The sequence below is a fragment of the Streptomyces sp. NPDC020747 genome (assembly GCF_044334695.1).
Lineage (GTDB): Bacteria > Actinomycetota > Actinomycetes > Streptomycetales > Streptomycetaceae > Streptomyces.
In genome coordinates this window covers 148711-169881 of record NZ_JBIRTJ010000018.1, presented here as the reverse complement: position 1 = coordinate 169881, position 21171 = coordinate 148711, and the positions used below count along the sequence as shown (strand labels likewise).

General features: G+C 71.2%; 20 protein-coding genes. 9 read left to right on the top strand and 11 right to left on the bottom strand.

All coding sequences use genetic code 11. The features are described 5' to 3' along the window. Positions 1–122 precede the first annotated feature (122 nt). Positions 123–2612, bottom strand: a complete 2490-nt coding sequence (locus tag ACH4YP_RS38470; protein WP_398495633.1) for a WD40 repeat domain-containing protein — start codon at positions 2610–2612, stop codon at positions 123–125. A gap of 368 nt (positions 2613–2980) precedes the next feature. Here ACH4YP_RS38470 and ACH4YP_RS38465 point away from each other — a divergent pair, with 368 nt between their 5' ends. After that, a complete protein-coding gene (locus ACH4YP_RS38465; protein ID WP_361063140.1) occupies positions 2981–3886 on the top strand; it encodes a hypothetical protein in 906 nt (301 codons plus the stop codon). Positions 3887–3959: 73 nt separating this feature from the next. Next, on the top strand, positions 3960–4442 hold the full coding sequence (locus tag ACH4YP_RS38460; protein WP_361063143.1) for a hypothetical protein: 483 nt from the start codon (positions 3960–3962) through the stop codon (positions 4440–4442). A gap of 179 nt (positions 4443–4621) precedes the next feature. On the opposite strand, the gene ACH4YP_RS38455 is transcribed toward ACH4YP_RS38460, so the two are convergent. The 3 genes from ACH4YP_RS38455 to ACH4YP_RS38445 all read right to left on the bottom strand — a co-directional run bounded on the left by ACH4YP_RS38455 (position 4622) and on the right by ACH4YP_RS38445 (position 7083). After that, positions 4622–5308, bottom strand: coding sequence for a phosphatase PAP2 family protein (locus tag ACH4YP_RS38455; RefSeq protein WP_361063146.1), 687 nt, complete (start codon positions 5306–5308; stop codon positions 4622–4624). Positions 5309–5374: 66 nt separating this feature from the next. Continuing rightward, the gene (locus ACH4YP_RS38450) at positions 5375–6307 is read right to left on the bottom strand and encodes a M56 family metallopeptidase (protein WP_398495630.1); all 933 of its coding nucleotides are present in this window, start codon (positions 6305–6307) and stop codon (positions 5375–5377) included. 236 nt (positions 6308–6543) lie between these two features. Continuing rightward, complete coding sequence (locus tag ACH4YP_RS38445) at positions 6544–7083, bottom strand: DUF5134 domain-containing protein (protein WP_398495628.1); 540 nt, start codon at positions 7081–7083, stop codon at positions 6544–6546. 168 nt (positions 7084–7251) lie between these two features. Between ACH4YP_RS38445 and ACH4YP_RS38440 the strand changes: the two genes are divergently transcribed. Both ACH4YP_RS38440 and ACH4YP_RS38435 read left to right on the top strand, forming a co-directional pair. After that, positions 7252–8928, top strand: a complete 1677-nt coding sequence (locus ACH4YP_RS38440) for an FUSC family protein (protein WP_398495626.1) — start codon at positions 7252–7254, stop codon at positions 8926–8928. Continuing rightward, positions 8925–9488, top strand: coding sequence for a MarR family winged helix-turn-helix transcriptional regulator (locus tag ACH4YP_RS38435; protein WP_398495624.1), 564 nt, complete (start codon positions 8925–8927; stop codon positions 9486–9488). The genes ACH4YP_RS38440 and ACH4YP_RS38435 overlap by 4 nt, the downstream gene beginning before the upstream one ends. 58 nt (positions 9489–9546) lie before the next feature. Here the strand turns inward: ACH4YP_RS38435 and ACH4YP_RS38430 are convergent, their stop codons facing one another. Continuing rightward, entirely contained in the window at positions 9547–10311 is a 765-nt protein-coding gene (locus ACH4YP_RS38430; RefSeq protein ID WP_361063161.1) for a VOC family protein, read from the bottom strand. Positions 10312–10524: 213 nt separating this feature from the next. Here ACH4YP_RS38430 and ACH4YP_RS38425 point away from each other — a divergent pair, with 213 nt between their 5' ends. Further along, positions 10525–11430: an N-acetyltransferase gene (locus ACH4YP_RS38425; protein WP_361063164.1), complete on the top strand. Its 906-nt coding sequence runs from the start codon at positions 10525–10527 to the stop codon at positions 11428–11430. Positions 11431–11449: 19 nt separating this feature from the next. On the opposite strand, the gene ACH4YP_RS38420 is transcribed toward ACH4YP_RS38425, so the two are convergent. Continuing rightward, positions 11450–12529 carry a LacI family DNA-binding transcriptional regulator gene (locus ACH4YP_RS38420; protein WP_361063167.1) on the bottom strand — a complete coding sequence of 360 codons (1080 nt, stop codon included), beginning with the start codon at positions 12527–12529 and terminating at the stop codon, positions 11450–11452. A 114-nt stretch (positions 12530–12643) separates the two neighbouring features. Here ACH4YP_RS38420 and ACH4YP_RS38415 point away from each other — a divergent pair, with 114 nt between their 5' ends. Continuing rightward, positions 12644–14068: an endo-1,4-beta-xylanase gene (locus tag ACH4YP_RS38415; RefSeq protein ID WP_398495621.1), complete on the top strand. Its 1425-nt coding sequence runs from the start codon at positions 12644–12646 to the stop codon at positions 14066–14068. Positions 14069–14131: 63 nt separating this feature from the next. Here ACH4YP_RS38415 and ACH4YP_RS38410 read toward each other — a convergent pair whose 3' ends face one another. Beyond that, positions 14132–15208: a Ppx/GppA family phosphatase gene (locus tag ACH4YP_RS38410; protein WP_398495619.1), complete on the bottom strand. Its 1077-nt coding sequence runs from the start codon at positions 15206–15208 to the stop codon at positions 14132–14134. A gap of 93 nt (positions 15209–15301) precedes the next feature. Between ACH4YP_RS38410 and ACH4YP_RS38405 the strand changes: the two genes are divergently transcribed. Beyond that, positions 15302–15664, top strand: a complete 363-nt coding sequence (locus tag ACH4YP_RS38405) for a DUF6479 family protein (protein ID WP_361063176.1) — start codon at positions 15302–15304, stop codon at positions 15662–15664. A gap of 41 nt (positions 15665–15705) precedes the next feature. On the opposite strand, the gene ACH4YP_RS38400 is transcribed toward ACH4YP_RS38405, so the two are convergent. The 3 genes from ACH4YP_RS38400 to ACH4YP_RS38390 all read right to left on the bottom strand — a co-directional run bounded on the left by ACH4YP_RS38400 (position 15706) and on the right by ACH4YP_RS38390 (position 18035). After that, the gene (locus ACH4YP_RS38400; RefSeq protein WP_398495617.1) at positions 15706–16737 is read right to left on the bottom strand and encodes an SMP-30/gluconolactonase/LRE family protein; all 1032 of its coding nucleotides are present in this window, start codon (positions 16735–16737) and stop codon (positions 15706–15708) included. Between the two features lie 301 nt (positions 16738–17038). Continuing rightward, positions 17039–17530, bottom strand: coding sequence for an isoprenylcysteine carboxylmethyltransferase family protein (locus ACH4YP_RS38395; RefSeq protein WP_361063182.1), 492 nt, complete (start codon positions 17528–17530; stop codon positions 17039–17041). 118 nt (positions 17531–17648) lie between these two features. Next, on the bottom strand, positions 17649–18035 hold the full coding sequence (locus ACH4YP_RS38390; protein WP_361063184.1) for a VOC family protein: 387 nt from the start codon (positions 18033–18035) through the stop codon (positions 17649–17651). Positions 18036–18106: 71 nt separating this feature from the next. On the opposite strand from ACH4YP_RS38390, the gene ACH4YP_RS38385 reads away from it, so the two are divergent. Next, entirely contained in the window at positions 18107–18646 is a 540-nt protein-coding gene (locus ACH4YP_RS38385) for a GNAT family N-acetyltransferase (protein WP_361063187.1), read from the top strand. Positions 18647–18688: 42 nt separating this feature from the next. On the opposite strand, the gene ACH4YP_RS38380 is transcribed toward ACH4YP_RS38385, so the two are convergent. Continuing rightward, positions 18689–19372 (bottom strand): glycerophosphodiester phosphodiesterase family protein, encoded by a 684-nt coding sequence (locus tag ACH4YP_RS38380; RefSeq protein ID WP_361063190.1) that lies wholly within the window; start codon positions 19370–19372, stop codon positions 18689–18691. A 376-nt stretch (positions 19373–19748) separates the two neighbouring features. Between ACH4YP_RS38380 and ACH4YP_RS38375 the strand changes: the two genes are divergently transcribed. Then, positions 19749–21146 carry a DUF6421 family protein gene (locus ACH4YP_RS38375; protein ID WP_398495613.1) on the top strand — a complete coding sequence of 466 codons (1398 nt, stop codon included), beginning with the start codon at positions 19749–19751 and terminating at the stop codon, positions 21144–21146. The last annotated feature ends 25 nt before the right edge of the window (positions 21147–21171 follow it).

Genomic DNA, 21171 nt, shown 5'->3' with positions numbered 1-21171 from the left:
GGCGACTCTAGGACACCTCGGCGTCAGCCGCGATCGAACCGGTCGTGCTGCGAAAGTGGCCGAGCGCGGGCTGTCCGGCGCAGGGCGAAGACCGTCGTCACCCTGCCGCGGCCCCTGGTTGGTCAGGACGTGCTCGACAGCACTCCGACCTCGCAACCGAACCCGACCGCGAAGTGCCCGCCCGGTGCCGCCGCGAGTGAGTGCACGGGGAACGGGAGCAGGTGGTCGGTACCGGCCGGGCACCCTGCGGTGAGATCGCGGAAGCGGACGGTGCGGTCATCGCCGAGGGCCGCGACGAGCCGTCCGTCGGCCGTCGCCGAGACCGCCAGTGTGTTGCCGGAGCCCGACTCGGCGGCCTGGGCGTCGCTGATCTGCTGCCCCGTGGACAGGTTCCACAGGCGTATCACCCGGTCCCGGCCCTTGCTGATCGCGATGGGAGCTCCGCCCAGAGTGGCGGTGGCCACGGCGGTCACCCAGTCGGTGTGGCCGGTCAGGGGTTCGCCGAGCTGTCGGCCGGTGGCGAGGTCCCACAGCCGCACGGTCTTGTCCCAACTGCCCGTCACTGCCACCGGCCGTCCGTCGAGAACCGCGGTGGCGACGGCGGTGACACGGCTGGAGTGGCCGGTGAGAGGTGCGACCAGGGGCTGTCCGGTGGTGAGGTCCCAGACGCCCACGACGCGATCGCTGCCTGCGGTGAGCGCGACGGGCAAGCCGTCCAGGGTCTCCGAGGCGATGGCCAGGACTCTCCCGTGGCCGCTGGGGAACGGACGGTGGACGGCTCGGCCCGTGGCGAGCTCCGCAATGTGCAGGGTGGCGTCCGGAGTGGCCGTGACGACGACCGGGTGTCCGCCCACCACCGCCGTGGTCATGGCGGACACCTCCGCGCTCAGGGGGTCGGAGATCCGCGAGCCGGTGGTCAGGTCCCAGGTGCGCACGGTGTGGTCGGCGCCCGCGGTGACGACCACGGGGACACCGTCAAAGACCGCTGTGGCGACCGCCAGGACGGCCTCGGTGTGTCCGGCGCGCAGTCGGCTGCCGTCCCCTCGGGCAGCGGTGAGGTCCCAGGTGCGCACCGTGTGGTCCTCCCCCGCGGTGACGGCGACGGGACGTCCGTCCACCACGGTGGTGGCGACGTCCCACACCTGGCCGGTGTGCCCGGTGAGGGGCTCACCCTCCTGTTCGCCGGTGGCGAGATCCCAGACCCGTACGGTGCGGTCGCGGGATGTCGTGACCGCCAGGGTGCGCGGCCCGGCCGGGGCGCTGTCGATGGCCCACACCCGGTCGGTGTGACCGGTCAGCGCACTGCCCGCGGGCGACCGGTCGAGCGTGTGCAGAGGCGTGACCGTGCCGTCCGGACCGGGGACGAGGGAGACGGGCGTGTCTCCCAGCACCAGGCTCCGGGACGCGTCCCGCACCTGGATTTCCCAGCTGGACTCGGCGACGAGCAGGCCGTTCGTCCGGGCGGAGAGCAGGCTCGACAGGTCGACGAGGTCTCCCGGATCGCTCTTGCTCTTGATCAGCTCCTTGCCTGCGGTCGTTTCCAAGGGGATGCCGCGAATCCTCCGCGAACCGTCAGGGCCCGTGGTGTCCATGGGGCGCGTCGGCAGCTCCCAGAAGCGCAGTGTGTGGTCCACGTCCACGCTCACGGCGAGCGCGACACCGCGACCTTCCAGGGTCAGTGTCGGGGACGGGCCGTAGGGAATGAACATGGGGACGAGGTCGCCGACGAGCTCCGGTGGACCCTCGTAGTGGGTGTCGAGGACCACGACCCGGCCGTCGACGACCGTCAGGGTTGAGACTGTGTCGACGCCCGCCAGGGCTGACACGGCGTGTTCGTACTCGGCATCCGCCAGCAACTCCCGTAGGCCGGCTGCCAGAAGCACGTGGCGGTCCAGATCCCACACGCGGCCTGCCCGGCCCTCTTCCTCGGTTACGGCGATGTCCCGCCCTTCGAGTGTCCACGGTCCCTCGGCCGGCAGGCACTCGCCGACCTCGCGACCGGTGGCCAGGTCCCACACCTGCGCTCGGTGGTCGGGCGGACACGTCACGACGACCTCGCGTCCATCCAGCACCCCTATGTCCACCATCCACGGGAACACGCCGAGCCGACCGCCGGTTGCCCGGTCCCACACACCCAGCGTCCGGTCCGACTGGACGGCCAGCACCACATGCCGGCCGTCCAGGACCAACTGCGCCAGTCCCAGGGCCAGTTCGCCCGCAGAACACCCCGTCGCCGGATCCCACAGCCTCGCGGTCCCGTCGATGTGACATGTGAGGACCAGGGGTTGCCCGTCGACCACCACCGTGGCCAGGGCCACCAACTCGGGCGACAACGACGACATGGGGTCGGCGGGAGCCGCCGTCAGCGTATGCAGCCGTTCCCCCGTCGCCAGGTCCCAGACGCACACCGTCGAGTCACGGCTCGCCGAGACGACCACCGGACGCCCGTCGACGACCGCCGTCGCCACCGCGACCACGGGGGCGTCGTGACCCTTGAAGGAGCGGAGCAGCCGAGGGTCGGACGCGGAACCGCACGTCCAGTCCGCCCGCCAAGAGGCCGGCCCATGCGAGGAAGCCACTTCCCGGGACACGCGATCAGATCTTTCCGTCATGGCCTCAAAGCTATGGGGTCGCACTGACAACGCCCCTCGGAGTGCGGGCTGTTCAGCACGGTGTCGAGGGCACGCCCGCGTCGGCGTTCAAGCCGCCGCTCCCCAAGTACGTAGATGAAATCGGGCTACACGATCACCCGGCCAGATTCCACGCGGCTTCGATCACGCTCGGAAAGCGGATGGATTCCGGGACGCGACACCTGACATCTGTCAGGACCGCTGCGGTCGGCCCCCTTCTAGCCTTTCGAAGCGCAAGCACACCCCCTTCCTCGTCCTTGCCGAGAGCGCTTCGCATCGGTTTCGAGGGCGGCCGGTAGCGGCTCTGGCCCGCACAGCAGTTCCGTTCACACCCAACGCGAGAGGACGTCATGCGCAAGGCCGTGATCAGCCTGCTCCTTGTGTCGGCCGTCATCACCGGCTGCGGCGGCACCCAGCGCACTCCGCAGAGCACCGCGTCTCCGTCGGCCGGAGGAGCCCGGCAACTGAACGATGCCGAGCAGTCGCGGATCTCGGACGCACAGCAACGGCTGATCGGCACGTGCATGAGGCGACAGGGTTTCGAGTTCTGGGAGGCCCAGCGGCTCAGCCTGGAGGAGAGCCGCACGCTCGGCTATGTGCTGGACGATGTCGGCTGGGCCCGCAAACACGGCTACGGCAGCCGCATCCAGGCCAAGGAATCGGCCGCCCGGGCTGCCAACCCCAACCTCGCTTACCGCAAGCGCCTGTCCGAGCAGCGGCGGCAGGCCTACGACGAGGCGCTGGACGAGGGGATCGACGCGCCGGTGATCGCCGTCGAGATCCCCGGCGGCGGCACCTTGCGCAAACGCATCGGCGGCTGCGTGGCCGAGGCCGAGAAGAAGCTGTACGGGGACCCCCGGGCTTGGTTCCGCGCCGAGAAGGCCGCCGGGCATCTCCGGTCGCTCTACGTTCCCAAGGTGCTCGCCGATCAGAGGTTCTCAGCTGCGCGGAACACCTGGTCGCGGTGCATGAAGCGAGCGGGGTACGTCTACAAGGACCCGGGTGAGTCCCGTCAGTCTGCGGTCGCGCAGGCATACCGGACGGCTGAGCCCAAGGCCTTCGAGGCCGAGCGGAAGCTGGCCGTGGCCGACGCCACCTGCGCCCGGGACACCGACCTTCGGCCCATCGGTGAGGAACGCGAGAGCCACTACGTCGCCCAGCTCCGCGACCGCTACGGCGAAGCCCTCGACACGTACACCCGGTTGCAGCACCAGGCGCTCGACCGCGCCAGGAAGATCGTCGGCCCGCGGGCCTGACCGCCCGTCATCTCCACGGCACATCCGTGGAACCGCATGCCTCATCCCAGAGGCGGACACCAAGGAGTACGCCATGCGCAGACCAGGTACAGCCTTCATCGTCATCGCCCTGACCGCCCTCGGACTCGTGGCACCGACCACCTCCGCCGCGGCGGCGACACAGGAGTACCGCTGTCAGCAGGAATGGCCGGGCCGTGACGGCAACGTGAGGGCCTGGACGGACTACGGCTGTGACGGGAGCCTCCTCGGCGTGACACCGGGAGACGATCGCAGCTGGGGCGACGGCAGCGGCGCGTTCACGGCACCCGCCAACGTCGTGGCGTCCTCCGTGATGAACAGCGGGTTCATCGGGGGCAGGGACGTCGTCGCCTTCTACTACGACAAGGACTACCAGTATCAGAACGGCTACGTCTGCCTGGCTCCGGGAGAGCTGTACGCCGACAACCTCACGGACAACTACTTCTACAACAGGTCGGGGCAGGTCGTGAACGACCGCATCGGGTCCCACCGGTGGGTCACCGCCTCCGAATGCGCGGCGGGCAGCTGGCTCACCTGACCGGAAGCGGCACCGGATCCCGTACAGGGCTCGTCTGCGTGAAGTCGGACTCGTCCTCCCCGTGGTGTGCCGGTGAAGCCTCCAGGACTCCTGTCCTGGAGGCATTCGCATGCACGGGGCGGGAGGGGCTGAACACGTTCGTCCGCGACTGGAGGCGCCAGGACGGGACGACGGTGCCGTCAGCGCAGCTCGGCGGTGCCCTGGAACCTCGTGTACGACGCCACCGCGAGCGCCACCGCCAGCACGCCGAGCAGCCAGCCGCCGAGCACGTCCGACGACCAGTGCACGCCCAGCCAGATGCGGGTGAGTCCGACACCGAGGACGGACACGACGGAGAGGGTGAGCGCGACACGCCACACGACGCGCCCGGCGCCGTACAGGTGCAGGAGCCACAGCATCAGGCCGCACACGACCGTGGCCGTCATGGCGTGGCCGGAGGGGTAGGCCGCGAAGTGGGCGGAGTCCACGGGGTCGCGCCAGACCGGACGCTCCCGGCCGACCGCCGCCTTGAGCCCCTGCTGGAGCAGTGTGCCGAGCACACATGTGGCCGTCAGCCACAGCGCGAGCCACCATGCCGAGTGGTGCAGGACCAGCCAGAGCACGGCGACGGCGCACACGGCACGCATCGTCCAGGGGTCCCACACCCAGTCCGTGAGGATGCGGAACGTCTGCGTCGTGTCGGGATCGTCGACCGCCCAGCGGTGGGTGGTGCGGGCGATGTCGCCGTCGAGGGCGATGAGCGGGTCCCAGGACACCGCGACCAGGACGAGCAACAGGATGGACGGAAGGGCGACAGCCGCCGCGACACGTACGGCGATCCCGGGACCAGGAGCGTGGGGCGGCGAGTCGACGGGTGGGGAGTGCATGCACCGATCCTCGCCGACCGGTGGGGTCGAACGCGAACCCGGGGTGTCCCGCGTGCTGCGAGCCGGCTAACCGAGCGCCCGCAGACCCGGCACGAAGGTCACCAGGACCGGCACCACCGGCACCAGCGCGGCGGCCGCCGTGAGCCGCAGCCGACGGGCGGGCGGGAGGCGGTCCGGGGGAGTGAGCAGCCGGTGCACGCGCTGCGGAACATGGGCCTGCGGTGTGGGGCAGGGGCCGAACACGCCCCGGTCCTCGTTGAGTTCGACCAGCGCGAGCGCGGTCGTCAGCCGGCCGAAGCGGCGCGAGGCCATGTCGTCCGCGGCGAGTTCGACCAGCCGGTGCATCTCGTCGCGGAACGCCGCGAACACCGGGACCTGCGGAAAGCCGTTGGCCAGCGCGGCCGAGGAGTGCAGCAGCCAGTCGTGCCGGGCCTGCGCGTGCCCCTGCTCGTGGGCGAGCACCGAGTCCAGCTGCCGCCCCTTGAGGCGGCGCAACGCGGCCGTGGTGATGACGAGTTGGGGTGCCGCCCCCGGCAGCCACCAGGCGTCGGGACGCTCGCCCTCAAGGACGACCAGACGATCGCTGCCGGGCTCCTCACCGGGCAACACCGGGGCGCGTACGAGGAGTTCGGCCCGCCGACGACGGCGCCGGGTCCTGGCCCGGGTGATCTCGCGGGCCAGCATCGCGGCGCTCCAGACACCGCCGAGCGCGAGTGCGACCGCGGTCGCCGCGGCCCAAGGGCCCCCGGCGAGCGCGTAGCTCTCCACGACGGCATGCGGGGCGGGGGCGAAGACCTGGCCGCGGACGGCCTGCCAGGCGGCCGCCGCACTGAGCGTCATCGACAGCGCGCAGCACAGCAGAACGGCCATCACCACGCACTGCCACACCCACAGGGCGACCACCGGTTCACGGTCCTGCCAGTCCGTTCGGGCGAGCAGCCGCGGAGCGAGGACGGCGGCCAGGGCGCCGAGCAGCAGCAGTGCCGCGGGGACCATCATGGCTGCAGCCTATGAGCGGGGCACCGCCCGCGGATACGGCCCGCCGAGGCAAGTGACGTACACCACGGTTTCGTAAAGCGAGCCCGGGGCCCGGGAGATGCCCTTCGGAGCGTGAGACGCGTCGGCCCAGAACGTGGGAAGTGTTGGCCCAGAACGTGAGAAGTATCGGCCCAGGACATGAGATGCATTGGCGCGGAACGCGGGAAGTGCCGGTTCGGAACGTGAGAAGCGCCGGTTCAGAGTGTGAGAAGCATGGCCAGCATCCCGATGCCCATCGAGAGACGGCAGGCCCGCGCCAGCTCCAGCCGGTCGCCCCACCCGGCGGCACGGACACTCTCTCCGGGGCCACCCCCTGCGACGGTGACCGGCATCAGCCGTGTGCCGGTCCACAGCACGTACGCGGTGAAGTAGGAGAGGAGCACCCCCGTCAGCGCGGGAACCCCGGCGTGCGCCCCGCTCGCCATCACCGCCGCCATGTAGACCATCGCGAACGCGCCCACCAGATGGTGCAGATGGTGAGCGCTGCTCCGCGCGGCCCACAGGGCGCGCAGCGCTGCCGCCCCGAACACCGCCGCGTAGGCGACCCAGGCCCAGCGCGGAGGCGCGAGTGCCGCCGCGGGCACGGCCATCGCGGCCATCCCGAACCCCATCAGAGCCTCACCGCCCGCGGTGCGGCGCTGCTCCTCGACCCTGCTGCGCATCCGCAGCAGGCAGTAGGCCCCGGTCGCCGCGCACAGCGCGACGAGCAGCCAGCCGGGTGACGCAGGACCGTGCACCGCGCACCTCCCCCGCTCGACGGTGTCGAACAGTCCGCTCGAAGAGATGCCCGGACCGGGCGGAGCGCAAGCGAGCGCAAGGGTGTACACGGGGGAGCGCGCGGGGGTGCGATTTATCTTTCACGAGTAATATCTTTCACTAGTAAAACACCTGCTAACCTTATCGCCATGAGCAGCGCCGCACCCAGCCCCACCCCCGCACGCCGACTGCCTCTCGCCGGCGTCCTGCGCGTCGGCCGGCCCTCCGACATCTGGTTCAAGCCCGCGCTGAGCGTGGTCGTCGCGGTCGGCGTGCCGAACCTGACACTGCTGGCGCTCGGCCGGCTGGACCTCGCGATGTACACGATGGCCGGGTCGCTCTGCGCGCTCTACGCCCACAACCTGCCGTACGCCGCCCGCGCCCGGGCCCTCTGCTGGGTCGTGCTCGGCATGCTCGCCTCGGTCGCGGTCGCCCTGGTCACGGCGTCGCTCGCGGCCTCCGCCCTGGTCCTCGTCGCCGTCGGCGCGCTGCTCGCCGCCGCCCAGAAGGCGGTGTGCGACGCGACGCGCATCGGCCCGCCCGGATCGGTGATCTTCGTATTCATCAGCTCGGCCTCCGTTTTCACCCCGCAGACGCTCGGCCAGGTCCCCGGCCATCTCGCCCTCGTCGCCGCGGCGGGCGCCTGGGCGTGGCTCGTCGGCATGGCCCCCGGCCTCGTACGGCCGCACGGGCCGGAGCGCCGGGCCACGGCGCGAGCCCTGAATGCCGCCGCCACGTATGCCGAGACGTCCGTCACCGCGTACGCCGAGACGTCCGCCCCCGCCTCCCCCGGACGCGAGCGCGCCGGAGCGGCCGCGGCGTCCGCCGTGCACGCCGCCTGGCAGTCGCTGCTCGCCACCGGCGCACGCTCGGAGCCCCGGCAGGCGCTCGAACGGCTCGTCGTGCGGGCCGAGATCGCGCTCGCCGCACCCGCCGACACGGACCCCGGACGGCTGCGCTCCTGGGCGCGCGACCTGCGAGGAACGGGCCCCGTGCCGTACGTGGAGCTGGCATCGGCTGCCGACGAACTTCTCGGCGTGGAGGCCGAACGGGCCGCAGACAGGCGCCCGTTGGCCGACAGACTCGGCCCGCTCCTGCCGCTCGCCCTGCGCACCGCGCTCGGCTGTGCCCTGGCCGGTCACGTGTCGCTGGCGCTCGGCGTCGGCCGCCCGTACTGGGCCCTGGTCACCGCCGCCTCGCTCTACCAGGCGAACATCACGCTGACCTGGAGCCGCGGAGTGCAGCGCGTCGTCGGCAACCTCGTCGGCGTACTCCTCTTCGCGGCCGTCGCCCCGCTCGCCCACCTCGGCCCCGCCGCCCTCGTCCTGTGCTGCCTCGCCTTCAACTTCGGCGCGGAGGCCCTGATCAGCCGCAACTACTGGCTCGGCAGCATCTGCGTGACACCGATGGCGCTGCTGATCACCGAGTTCACGGGTTTCCAGCAGCCCGGCGAACTGATGACGGATCGGATCGTGGACACGGTCGTCGGCGCGGTGGTCGGCTTCGCCGCCGCGGTCGCGGTCACCGACCGACGTGCCGGAGACCGCGTCGAGAACGCCCTCGAAACGGTGGAACGGGCCCGCGAGCACGCCGCGCGACTGATCGCCGCCGAGCAGCCGGGTCCAGGCGCCCTGGAGGCCGCCCGCCGCAGGCTGGCCACGGCGCTCGTCGAACTGCGCGCCACGGCCGACGCCGCCGCGGGCGAGTGGTGGCAGCGCGCCGTGCCCAAGGAGCGGGTGCTGCTCGCCGAGCGGACCGGACACCGTACGCTCGCGTCTGCGGTACGACGGCAGGGACTGCACGCTCTGGAGGGCACACCGGCATGACGGCAGCGAACGGGCGGACGGCGGGCAGAGAGGGCGCGGTCCATGGAGGGGCGGCCGCGGGGGACACCCTCGCCGCGGTGGTACGGCAGTGGCGGACGGTCCACCCCGACCTCGACACCGGCCCCATGGAGATCATCGGCCGCATCAACCGCTGTGCCGCGCTCCTCCAGCAGGCCGAGGACGCGCCCCTGCGACACGCCGGACTCACCCGCCCCGAGTTCGACCTCCTCGGCGCCCTGCGCCGCACCGGCCTCGAACTGACCCCCGGCGAGCTGGCGCGCGAGACCTTCTCCTCCGGCGCCGCCGTCACCAAGCGGCTCAAGCAGCTGACCGAGCGTGGCCTGGTCGAGCGCAGGGGCGACACCCGCGACCGACGCGTCGCCCATGTGCGCCTCACGGACGCCGGACGCGACCTGGTCGACTCCATCCTGCCCGAGCAGCTCTCGTACGAGACCGCGGTCCTGTCCGGGGTCGACGGCACCGGACAGCGTGAACTCGCCGCGCTGCTGGGCGAGTTGCTGGTCCAGCTGGAGGGCCGGCTGCGAGCCCCGCGCGGCTGACACACCACCGCCCCTGCCCTCTGGCCTTCTGATCCCCTGCCCAGGATCGGCCGGCTTCCTAGCCCTCGTCGGCCGCCCTGTAGATGCCGAAGACCGCGCCCTGCGGGTCCCGGAGCACCGCGATGCGTGGGCCCTCCGGGACCGACGTGGGTTCCATGAGGACGCCGCCGTGCGCCTGCGAACTCGCCTCGGCGGTGGCCTCGACGTCCTCGACGGCGAAGTACGGCAGCCAGTGCGAGGGCACCTCGTGCGGGAACTTGTCGCCCATCTCCACCATGCCGCCGAAGTCGGCGCCGTCGATGCCCCACTGCGTGTAGTGCTCCGAGGCGTTGACGGTCCAGCCGAACACCGTCGTGTAGAAGGCGGTGACCAGGCCGGGAGTACGTGTCATCAGCTCGACCCAGCCGAGCGCGCCGGGGGCGTTGAACAGACCGGCACCGGCGAAGGAGCGCGCCTGCCAGAGCTGGAACACCGCGCCGCCCGGGTCGGCCACCACCGCGAAGCGGCCCAGGTCGAAGACGTCCATCGGCTCCAGGACGACCGCGCCGTCCGCGTCCCGTACCGCCCGCACGGCCGCGTCCGCGTCGGGTACCGCGAACGACACGTTCCAGGCGACCGGCTGCGACTCCTGGAACAGCGGGGTGAGGGCGGCCACCGACGCGTCGCCGAGGTGCGCGAGCGTGTAGCCGCCCGCCTCCGCGCGCGGATCCGTTTCCGGGCGCCAGCCGAAGACATCGGCGTAGAACCGCTTGGCCGCCTCCAGGTCACTGGTCCCCAACTCGGTCCAGCAGGGCCCGCCGGGCACAGGCTTGTCCAGTTTCATGGCCGACCTTCTTTCCGGCTTTCGGGCTTTCCGACTCTCGGACAGAAGCACGTCAGGAGCGCGACGGGCTCCTCCTCGCACGCTAGTCCCGGCCACCTGCCCCGGCGAGCCGACGGAAAACCGCATGGCGGGACCACTCGGTGAGGCGTACTCTCGCCCGCGTACCGCACCGCATGGCGGCCTCCTCATGTACACCGATCCGGAGGTCTCCGCATGCCCGCGCTCACGGTGCGTCCCTTCCACCGCGACGACCGCGACCAGCTCACCGAACTCGTCAACGCGCATGTCGCCGCTGTCGTCCCCGGTGTCTCCGTCTCCGTGAACACCGTGCTCAGCGGTATGACACGGCAGCCGGACGAGTTCATCACCGACCCATGGGTGGCCGAGCGGATCACGCTCGTCGCCGAGCAGCGCCGGTACGTGGTGGCCGGCGCGCATCTCCTGCGCTACCGAGCCGACCCCGAGGTCGGTGAGAGCTTCCGGGACGCCGGCGCGATCGACTGGTTCGTCTGTCATCCGCCCGCCTCCTTCTGGCCGGACTCGGACCAGGCCTCCGACCTGCTGATGGCGGCCTGTCTGGCCCAGCTGGCCCGCTGGAACGTCCGCCTCCGCTACGCCGACGGATCCCTGCCCGCGCCCGTCGTCTACGGACTGCCGTGGCCCTGGCCCCACATCCGCGCCGCCTACGAACGGGCCGGGTTCCGGCACACGGGCGACACCGAGGTCATCCTGATCGCCGACGTGGCCGATCTGCCGTCGTTCACGCCCCTGCCGGGAGTCTCCGTCGACCGCACGCTCGGCGAGTGCGGCACCCGCTTCTCGGCCCACGCCGACGGGCGCGTACTCGGCTTCATCGAGATCGACACCGCCCTGGACCGCCCCGAACGTCACACACGCAGCGGCGGCCTCGCCGACATCGGCAACCTCCACATCGAGCACCCGGTGGACGGCCTGGAGAACTGGCTCCTCGCCCAGGCCGCCCACTGGCTCCGGCTCTCAGGGGTGCACAGGCTCTTCGCGTACGAGGCCTCGAGCGCCGTGGAATCGATCGCCCGGCTGACCGGCGCCGGGTTCCACGAGCTGACCCGTACGGACCGTGGGTGGGAGCACCTTCCGTAGGGCAGCCGCACCCGCACCCTCATCCGCCGCCGTGCCCGGCCGTCGTCGGCGCCGGGGCCGTGCTGGACCGCACGACGAGTTCGGTGGCCAACTCCACCCGGGGCGAGTCGAGTTCCTCGCCCCGGGTGAGCTTCAGGACCGTACGGACCGCGAGTTTGCCCATCTCGGCGAGGGGCTGGCGGACCGTGGTGAGCGGGGGAGCCGACCAGCGGACTTCCGGAAGGTCGTCGAAACCCACCACGCTCATGTCCTCCGGGACGCGAAGTCCCCGTCGCCGAAGTGCCTCCACCGCGCCCATCGCCATCTGGTCGCTCGCGGCGAAGAGCGCGGTGGGCGGCTCGGCGAGGTCGAGAAGGGCGTTGCAGCCCGTGAAGCCGGACTCCTGGTAGAAGTCGCCGGGCACGATCAGCGACCGGTCGACGGGGATCCCGGCCCGGTCCAGGGCCGCGCGGTAGCCGTCGAGCCGGGCCCGGGAGCAGAGCAGCCGGGGCGGACCCGCGACGAACCCGATCCTGCGATGGCCGAGCCGCAGCAGGTGCTCGGTGGCGGCCATCCCGCCCGCCCAGTTCGTCGCCCCGACCGTCGGCACGTCCAGCGCGGGGGAGCCCGCCGGGTCGATCACCACGAGTGGTACGCCGAGGCGGCGCAGTTCCTCGTGCAGCACCGGTTCCAGGACGGAGGTGACCAGGACGACGCCGTCCGAGGCGCGTGCCCGCAGATTCGTCATCCACTGGCGAGCGTCGCCGGAGCGGTTGTGGATCGCCGAGACGACCGTGCCGATGCCCGCGGCGTGCGCGACCTCCTCCACACCGCGGATGATCTCCACGGCCCAGGGGCTGTCGAGGTCGTTGAAGACCAGGTCGAGCAGCGCGGCGCGGGTGCGGGAGGCGGCGGCCGGCCGCCTGCGGTAGCCGTGCCGGTGCAGCAGGTCCTCGACCCGGGCGCGGGTCCCGGGTGCCACGTCCGACCGGCCGTTGACCACCCGCGACACGGTCGGTACGGAGACGCCGGCCTTCCGGGCGATCTCCGTGATCGTGACCTTGCCCCGGCCCTCCCGCGTCTCCCCGTCCCCGGTGCCCTCCTCGGCCAACTGCCCCACCTCCGTTGACGGTCACCACGTACGCCTCTACCGTTCCGGACGCACTCTCGAAACTTTGCAGAAGTCTTCCGGAAATTCCGGGAGCGACGTGAAGCCATCATGAGAGGGACGTCCATGGAGCTCCAGAGCTTACGCAGAGCCGCGTCGGTGACCCTGGCCGCGGCGTCGCTCGTGATCGGGGGAGCCGTCTCCGGTCACACGGCCGACGGGTCGGGGCACGCCGACGGCTCGGGTCAACAGGCCGCCGCCGCACCCGTGTTGAGGGACCTCGCAGCCGCCAAGGGCAGCTACTACGGGACGGCCGTCACAGCCTCCAAGCTGACCGGCACGTACGGCACGATCGTCGGTGAGCAGTTCGACTCGATCACGCCGGGCAACGAGATGAAGTGGGGCTCGGTCGAACCGACCCGCGGCAGCTTCAACTGGTCGGGCGCCGACGCCGTCGTGAACTACGCCGAGGCGCACGCGCAGAAGGTCCGCGGCCACACCCTGGTCTGGCACAGCCAGTTGCCGGACTGGGTCAGTAACGGCAGCTGGACCGCCGACAGCCTGCGCACCGTCATGACCGACCACGTCGCCACCGAGGCGGGCCGTTACAAGGGCCGCATCGACCACTGGGACGTGGTCAACGAGCCGTTCAACGAGGACGGCACCCGCCGTCAGTCGGTCTTCCAGACGGCGATCGGCGACTCGTACATCGCCGACGCGCTGCGGGCGGCCCGCGCCGCCGACCCGGCCGCGAAGCTGTACGTCAACGACTACAACGTCGAGGGTGTCAACGCGAAGAGCACAGCCCTCTACAACCTGGTCAAGTCCCTCAAGGAGCAGGGAGTTCCGATCGACGGCGTCGGACTGCAGGCCCATCTGATCCTCGGCCAGGTGCCGTCGACGCTGCAGACCAACATCCAGCGCTTCGCCGACCTCGGCGTGGACGTCGCGATCACCGAGCTCGACATCCGGACGACGGTCCCGCCGACCAGCGCCCAACTCGCCCAGCAGAAGGCCGAGTACAAGGCCGTCACCGGCGCCTGCGTCGCCGTGTCGCGCTGCGAGGGCGTCACCGTCTGGGGCTTCACCGACTCCGACTCGTGGATCCCCGACGTGTTCCCCGGCTACGGCGCGGCGACCCCGTACGACGAGAACCTCCAGCCGAAGCCCGCCTACTACGGCATCGCCGAGGCGCTGGGCTGGACCGACGGCGGTACGAATCCGCCGGCGGGCGCCTGCGCGGTGACGTACGCCGTGCAGAGCCAGTGGAACAACGGCTTCACCGGCCAGGTGACCATCAAGAACACGAGCACGGCCGCCGTCAACGGCTGGACGCTGGCGTGGAGTTGGTCGGCCGGGCAGAGCGTGACGCAGGCGTGGAACGCGACCGTCACCCAGTCCGGCTCCGCCGTCTCCGCGGCCGACGCCACCTACAACGCGGCGATCGCGCCCGGTGCCTCGGTCACCTTCGGCTTCAACGGCTCCTGGTCGGGCGCCAACACCGCACCCACCGCCTTCACCCTCAACGGAACGGCCTGCACGGTGTCCTAGGACGCGGGGCACCGAGTCCTGGCTCACCCGGTGCCGGCGGGACCTGCCCGCCGGCACCCGGCGTCAGGTGAACTGCCCCGATCGGGCGGGGAGTTGAGCGGACGACGCGGCGGCGGACACCGTGGCGCCCATGTCCACTTCCCCGACGGGGCGGAGTACCCGCGGCGGTACGGCGTCCTGATCGCGGAGGCTGGGGGCCGTACCGTCCCACCAGTCGGCGTTGCCGTCCTCGATGCAGCGCAGCAGGACCCCTTCGCGCAGCGCCCAGGGGCAGAGGGTCATCTCCTCGATGCCCATCAGCTTCATCGTGGTGTGCGCGACGATCGCCCCGGCCAGGGACTGGCCGGCCCGCGCGGGGGAGATGCCCGGCAGGAGGCCACGATCGGCGGCGGGCAGCACCGACAGCCGCTCGACGGCCACGCGCAGGTCGGTACGGGTGATGCCGCGCGGGGTGAAGGGCCCGGACCGGCCCGGGGCCGCGCCGCACAGCCGGCCCAGCTGCTGGAGCGTGCGCGAGGTGGCGACCGTCGTACGAGGCGCCTCCCAGCGGATACGGGCCGCGACGTCACGCAACTGATGGCGTACATGCCGGCGCAGCAGCTTGGCCCGGCGAAGCGACGGTGGGTCCTGGCCGCGGAAGAACTCGCGGGTCAGCCGGCTGGCTCCCAGCGGCAGCGAGATCGCGAAGTCCGGCAGCTTGCTCCGGCCGAACGCCACCTCCAGCGTGCCGCCCCCGATGTCGAGCATGGCCAGCGGCCCCGCGCGCCACCCCATCCAGCGCCGCGCCGCCAGGAAGGTCAGCTCCGCCTCGACCTCGCCGGGCAGCACATGCAGCGGCACTCCCGCCTCCGCGGCGACCCGCTCAAGGATCTCGGGGCGGTTCGGGGCGTCCCGCACGATCGCCGTGGCGAAGGCGAAGGGCTGGGTCACCCCCCACCGCCTGCCTTCCACCCGGGCCTCCGCCACCGCCTCCACCAGCCGGTTCACCTGTTCCTCCGGCAGGTGGCCACCCCGCTCGACATGGTCGGAGAGCCTCAGCCGGCGCTTGGCCGTGTGCACGGGAAGCGGCACGGCTCCGTCCGTCTCCGCGATGACGAGTCTTACCGTGTTCGAGCCGACGTCCAGTACACCCATACGCATCCCCTCCCCGTACCCATGGCGGCCCTCGGCACACCGTCGCGGGAACAAAGGTCGGCCCCTGTTTGATCGGTAATGGGTGGGTACTATGCCTTTATGGACACCTTCGGCAGGGAGATAGCCATCCCCCACGAAGTCGTGGCCGGTTCGGCACCCTTCGTGGTGGGACTTCTGATCACGGCGATGCTGGTCGTCGCGGTGTGGTGGGGGATGCGAGTACGCGCCCAGGAACCGGGTCCGCCGCGCCCCGAGGACCATCCCCAGCTGCCCGCGACAGGCGCGGTGCACGAGGTCAGCGAGATGCGCGAACCCGACGAGATGCCGCACAACGGCAGGGTCCTCACCCCGCACGAGCTGCACGGCAACGTCTCCTCGCGCCGCGCCAAGGACCAGACACGACCGATCTGGGGCCGCAACAGCAGCGGCGGCTTCGGCAGCGGCGGGCTCGGCCACCACTGAGAGACCCGGGCGGCCCGCCCCCATGTTCCGTTCCATGATCCTCACGAGCGCCCAGGCAGCTCGCACACGACGATCCCCTTCTCGACCAGGCTGCCCAGAATCAGCATGCCGTCGTGCTCGTACGCGCTGGTCACCATCCGGTAGCCCGTCCCGCGCCGCCTGAGGTCGTGGCGGACCCGGCCGCCGGGGCCGATGCCCAGCACGCGGGTGACGGGGTGAGGACGGACCGGCAGCGGCAGGGGCCGGGCCGCCTGCCAAGCCGCCTTTCGCACGCCTGCGGGCGCCCGGCGCAGCCAGTCGAGAGTCCGCTGCCGCGGGCCCGCCAGGGCGACCCACACCGTGCCGTCAGTGCCGCGCGAGAGGTTGCCCGGGAAGCCGGGGAGGTTCTCGACCAGGGTGTCGCGCTGGCCGGTCCGCGGCCCGGACAACCACAGCCTGGTGAGGCGGTACGCACCGGTCTCGGCCACGGCGACCCAGGACTCGTCCTCGGCCAGCACGACTCCGTTCGCGAAGTCCAGGTCGTCCAGCAGGACCTCGGGCTCGCCACCGCCGGGCGGTAGCCGCAGCAGCCGCCCCGTCACCGTCCGCTCCAACAGGTCGCCGAGCCACTCGTGAAGCCCGAAACGCCTGCTGGAGGCCGTGAAGTACACCGTGCCGTCCGCCGCCGCGACCGCGTTGCCGCAGAACCCCAACGGCTCACCCGCCACACGGTCGACCAGCACCTCGACCCTCCCCGCGGAAGAAGGAGAAGGGACGGTGGAGGGCCCGGCCACGGAATCGGACTCCGGCGTGACGCGCAGCAGCCCGCGCTCCGCGTCGCACACCAACAGCCGCCCGTCCGGCAGGACTTCGAGCCCCAGCGGACGCCCTCCCGTCCGGGCGATCTGCTCCACCCGGGCGGGACCGCGCGGCCGGACGCGGAGAATGCGGCCGTCGGCCACGCCCGTGACCACGCGGCCTTCATGGTCGACGACGACATCCTGGGGACCCGTGCCACCGAGAGGGATCGGACGAAGGGGCGGCAGGACGCCGGGCCCCGCGGTGCGGGCTGTCACGGAGAGTCGCGGTGTCATGAGGAGCGTTCTGCCCGGATGAGCCGCCACAACTCCTCGGCGCGTACATGGGCCCTCGTCCGCGGGCCTCAGAGACCACGAGATCACGCGCTCGCCCCAGGTGTCGCCAGAGCCTGGTCAGGAGCGGTTCGGCCGTTCGGCAGTCAGCGGTCCGCAGAGCCTTGATCGGCTCGTCCTTCGACATCGACGAGCGCCCCTCGACGCCGGCCTTCTTCGCCTGCTCGTACAGCTCCTGCTTCGACCGGTCCTCGTACGAGCCGCTCCTGCCGCCCTTGCGCGAGGAGGATGTCGGGAGGTTGCCTCAGAACCGCCTGGTCGCGTGTGGCAGCCAGGCGCGTACCGACCGCCGATACGCCTCGTACCGCGCGCCGTACCTGCGTGCGAGCGCGGGCTCCTCGTACCAGTGGACGAACGCGGTGACCGCGACGGCCACCGCGGCCCCGTAGGCCAGGAGGACGGGCCGGGAGAGGAGCAGCGCCTCGCCGGCGATGGCGGCCAGCACCGCCAGGTACATCGGGTTGCGGACGTACCGGTAGAGCCCGCCGACCACCAGGCGCTCCGTGGGCGCGACCGGAGCCGGGGTACCGAGGCCCTCCACGACGAAGCGGGCGAACGCGTGGAGGAGCACCGCGCCGCCGACGGCGAGCAGAAGCGCCCCCGCCCACCGCACCGGCATGGGATACGCCTCGCCCTGCCGCCAGCCGGTGAGCCACCAGGGCAGGAGCCCCGCGACGGTGCCGGGCGTCAGCACGAAGAACAGTGCGCTGCCCGCCGCGGCGGTCGTCCGGCGCATGGCGGTCACCCCCCGTGGTGCTCGGTCCATGGAACGAAGCGAGTCCGATCGCCGCCCCCAAGTACCAGGGAACACCCGCCGGGGCCATATGCCCAGGAGTCCCGCCGGAGCCGTCCGCTCAGGGCCGGTACCGCAGCGGATGGTCCGCAGGTACCTCCACCACCACGATCTCGGTTCCGTCCGGATCCGTGAGCCACATCTCGATCAGCCCCCACGGCTCCTTCACCGGCGGCCGGCGAACCTCGACGCCCGCGGCCACGAGTTCCTCGTACGCCGCCGAGACGTCCGCGACCTGGAGCCACAACTTGACGGCGGGGGAGGGGGGTTCCTCGGAGCGGCCCGCGACCTCCAGGAAGCCGCCGCCGAGGAAGTAGACGGTGCCGCGCTCGGGACCCGTACCGAACTCGCGGTAGACGGGCAGGCCCAGCTTCTCGCCGTAGAAGGCGCGGGAGCGCTCGGGGTCGGTGGGGCGCAGCAAGGTCCGGCTGCTCAGTACATGCACCATGCGTCCGGAGCCTAGTAGGAGGGTTACGCTCGGCGGTGCCCGAGCCGCGCCCGAGATCGGAGAACCGCTCCATGGACACCGCCGCCACCGGACTGACGTTCCGCGACGCCACCGACGCCGACGTGGACGCCCTCGTCGTGCTGATCGAGTCGGCCTACCGGGGGGACTCCAGCCGCACCGGGTGGACCACCGAGGCGGACATCCTGGAGGGCCAGCGGACCGACCCGGAGGGTGTGCGCGCGGTCATCAAGTCACCGGACAGCCGCCTGCTGACGGTCGAGCGCGACGGCACGGTGGTCGCCTGCTGCCAGCTCGAACACCGCGGTGACCATGCCTACTTCGGCATGTTCGCGGTCAGTCCCGCACTCCAGGGAGCCGGTCTCGGCAAGGTGATCATCGCCGAGGCGGAGCGGTTCGCCCGGGAGACCTGGGCCGTCAAGGAGATGCACATGACCGTGATCTCCGTGCGCGAGGACCTCATCGCCTGGTACGAGAGGCGCGGCTACCGCCGTACGGGAGAGATGACTCCCTTCCCGTACGGCGACGAGCGGTTCGGCATCCCGCAGCGCGACGACCTGCGGTTCGAGCTCCTGGTGAAGCCGCTCGCATGATCAAGCCGCTCGCATGATCGTTACGCCCGTGCGGCCCGGCCGTTACGCCGTGAAACGGCCGGTGCGTTTGATCTCCGGATAGTCGGTGGTCGCGCCGTCCAGTTCCAGGGCGCGTACGAGGCGCAGCTGGTCCTGGGTGTTCACGACCCAGCCGATGATCCGCAGGTCCGCCTTGCGGGCGTGCTCCACGACCTCCAGGGTCAGGCGGCGGATGTTCAGGACGAGACTCGTGGCGCCGACCGCGGTGGCCCGCTCGACGACATCGATGCCATAGCGGCTGGCGACCAGTGCCGTACGGACGCCGGGGACGAGCCGCGCGATCTCGGCGATGGCCTCGTCGTGGAACGACAGGACCTCGACCCTGCCGACCAGGTCGCGCCGGTTCATGACCTCCGCCAGCGCCCGGGCCGCCGCCACGTCCTTGATCTCGGCCTGCAGCGGGGCCGTGAGGGCGTCCAGAACCTCCTCGAAGACCGGGACGCGCTCACCGCGGCCCGCGTCCAGCGCCCGCAGCTCCGCGAGGGTCTTCTCGGCGATCGGCCCCGAACCGTCGGTCGTACGGTCCACGTCGGCGTCGTGCATGACGACGAGCGCGCCGTCCTTGCTCAGATGCAGATCGAGTTCGATCAGGTCCAGGCCGGCCTGCTGGGCGGCGATGAAGGAGCGGAGGGTGTTCTCGGGTTCGACACCCATGATTCCGCGGTGCCCGATGGTGAGAAAGTTCAAGGCTGACTCCGCTTCCGTCGACGGCGGCTCGGCTGCCGCGTGCTGCGGTCCCGTGCCCACGCGGCAAGGCCGCAGCCTAATGGCCCGGCCCGGCGTTGAACCCGCTCCGACAACGGGGAATGGGGCCTTCCAGCGGCGAGAACAGGCCGTGCGGCCCCTCCCGCCTCACTCCTGCGTGGGCGAGTCCCGAGCGGGTTGACCGAACTTCGACGGCTACCCCGTAATCGGCGGAAGTATTCGTCCCTGTGATGTCCGGCAGGAAAAAGAGCGGTGAAGATGGGTGGAGGCAGGATAATCTCCCGAGTCTCCACTTGTGGCGGGGAAGCCTGCACGCATACGGTGTCCATACGCGAGGTTCTCCCGTGGAGGATGGGTCATGACGGAAATTCTTGTGCAGGTGGGTACGGAGGAGCAGGTTCCTCCCCGGGACAGGGTGGTGGAGCACCCGGCCTGGCCCGTGCTCAAGGATGCCGTGGAGCGGATCCGGCCATGGCAGTCCAAGGACGGTTCGGTCGACTTCGACGCCGAGGACGCCCCGGACCAGGCCGACGCCGGTCTCGCCGTGCGCCATGTCATCGACGCGGTCGAGGAGCTCTCCCTGCTCCTTCCGCACGACGCCGCCTACCACGAGGCGCTGGTCAAGGACCTGCACCGCTGGGCCGAGGGCGGCTTCCAGGTCCCCGACTTCCTCGACTCCCTGCTGGCCTTCCAGCCCGCCGCGCACCGCGAGGACGGTCTCCAGCACCTGGTCGTCTTCCCGATGTACACCCAGAACGGGAACCCGAACCGCAACTTCGAAGCGGTCGTCCTGCGCATGGTCTGGCCCGAGTGGCTCGCCGATCTGGAGCGCACCCGCTACGACAACCCGCTGTTCTGCGGCATCACGTTCGAGGACTTCACAGCCGGCTACGACACCAACTCGGCCGTCCTCTTCCCGGAGACCATCGCCGTGCGCGAGGCACCCGAGCGGTTCAGCTGGGGAGGCATCTTCTGCGACCGCGAGGCCGCCCGCTTCCGCAAGGTCACCGAGGCCGCCGTCGACACGCTCGGCCTCGAACTGCCCGACGACATCCGCGAGATGGTCGGCGACCAGGCGCGCTGCGAGCAGGCCTTCGTCCTGTGGGACATGGTCCACGACCGCACCCACAGCCACGGCGACCTGCCCTTCGACCCCTTCATGATCAAGCAGCGCCAGCCGTTCTGGATGTACGGCCTGGAGGAGCTGCGCTGCGACCTCACCGCCTTCAAGGAGGCCGTGAAGCTGGAGGCCGACGGCTTCCCGCAGGGCCGTGACGTGCAGTACGCGGTGCTGTTCGACCGCCTGTTCCGCTTCCCCGTGACCGGCGACCGCGTCCGCAACTACGACGGGCTCGGCGGCCAGCTGCTCTTCGCCTACCTGCACAAGCACGACGTCGTCCGCTGGACGGACAACAAGCTGCACATCGACTGGCAGCGCGCCCCGCAGGTCACCAACCAGCTCTGCGCAGAGATCGAGAAGCTGTACCGCGACGGCATCGACCGCCCGAAACTGGTCCACTGGTTCGCCGCGTACGACATGGTGTCCCAGTACCTCGCCCCGCACCCGGGATCCCGCTGGGCCAAGGGCCCGGACGCCCTCGATCTGAACCAGCCGCCGCGAAAGCTCGTGGACGACGTGCTTCCGGACGAGTTTCCCCTGAGCATGTTCTATGAGGCCCTCTCCAAGAAGCTGAAGAACGTGATCGCCTCCACCAAGGGCATCACGGCGGAGAGTGCCGAGCGGGTGGCCGCGTGAGCGACCGCGTCAATATCACTGCTCA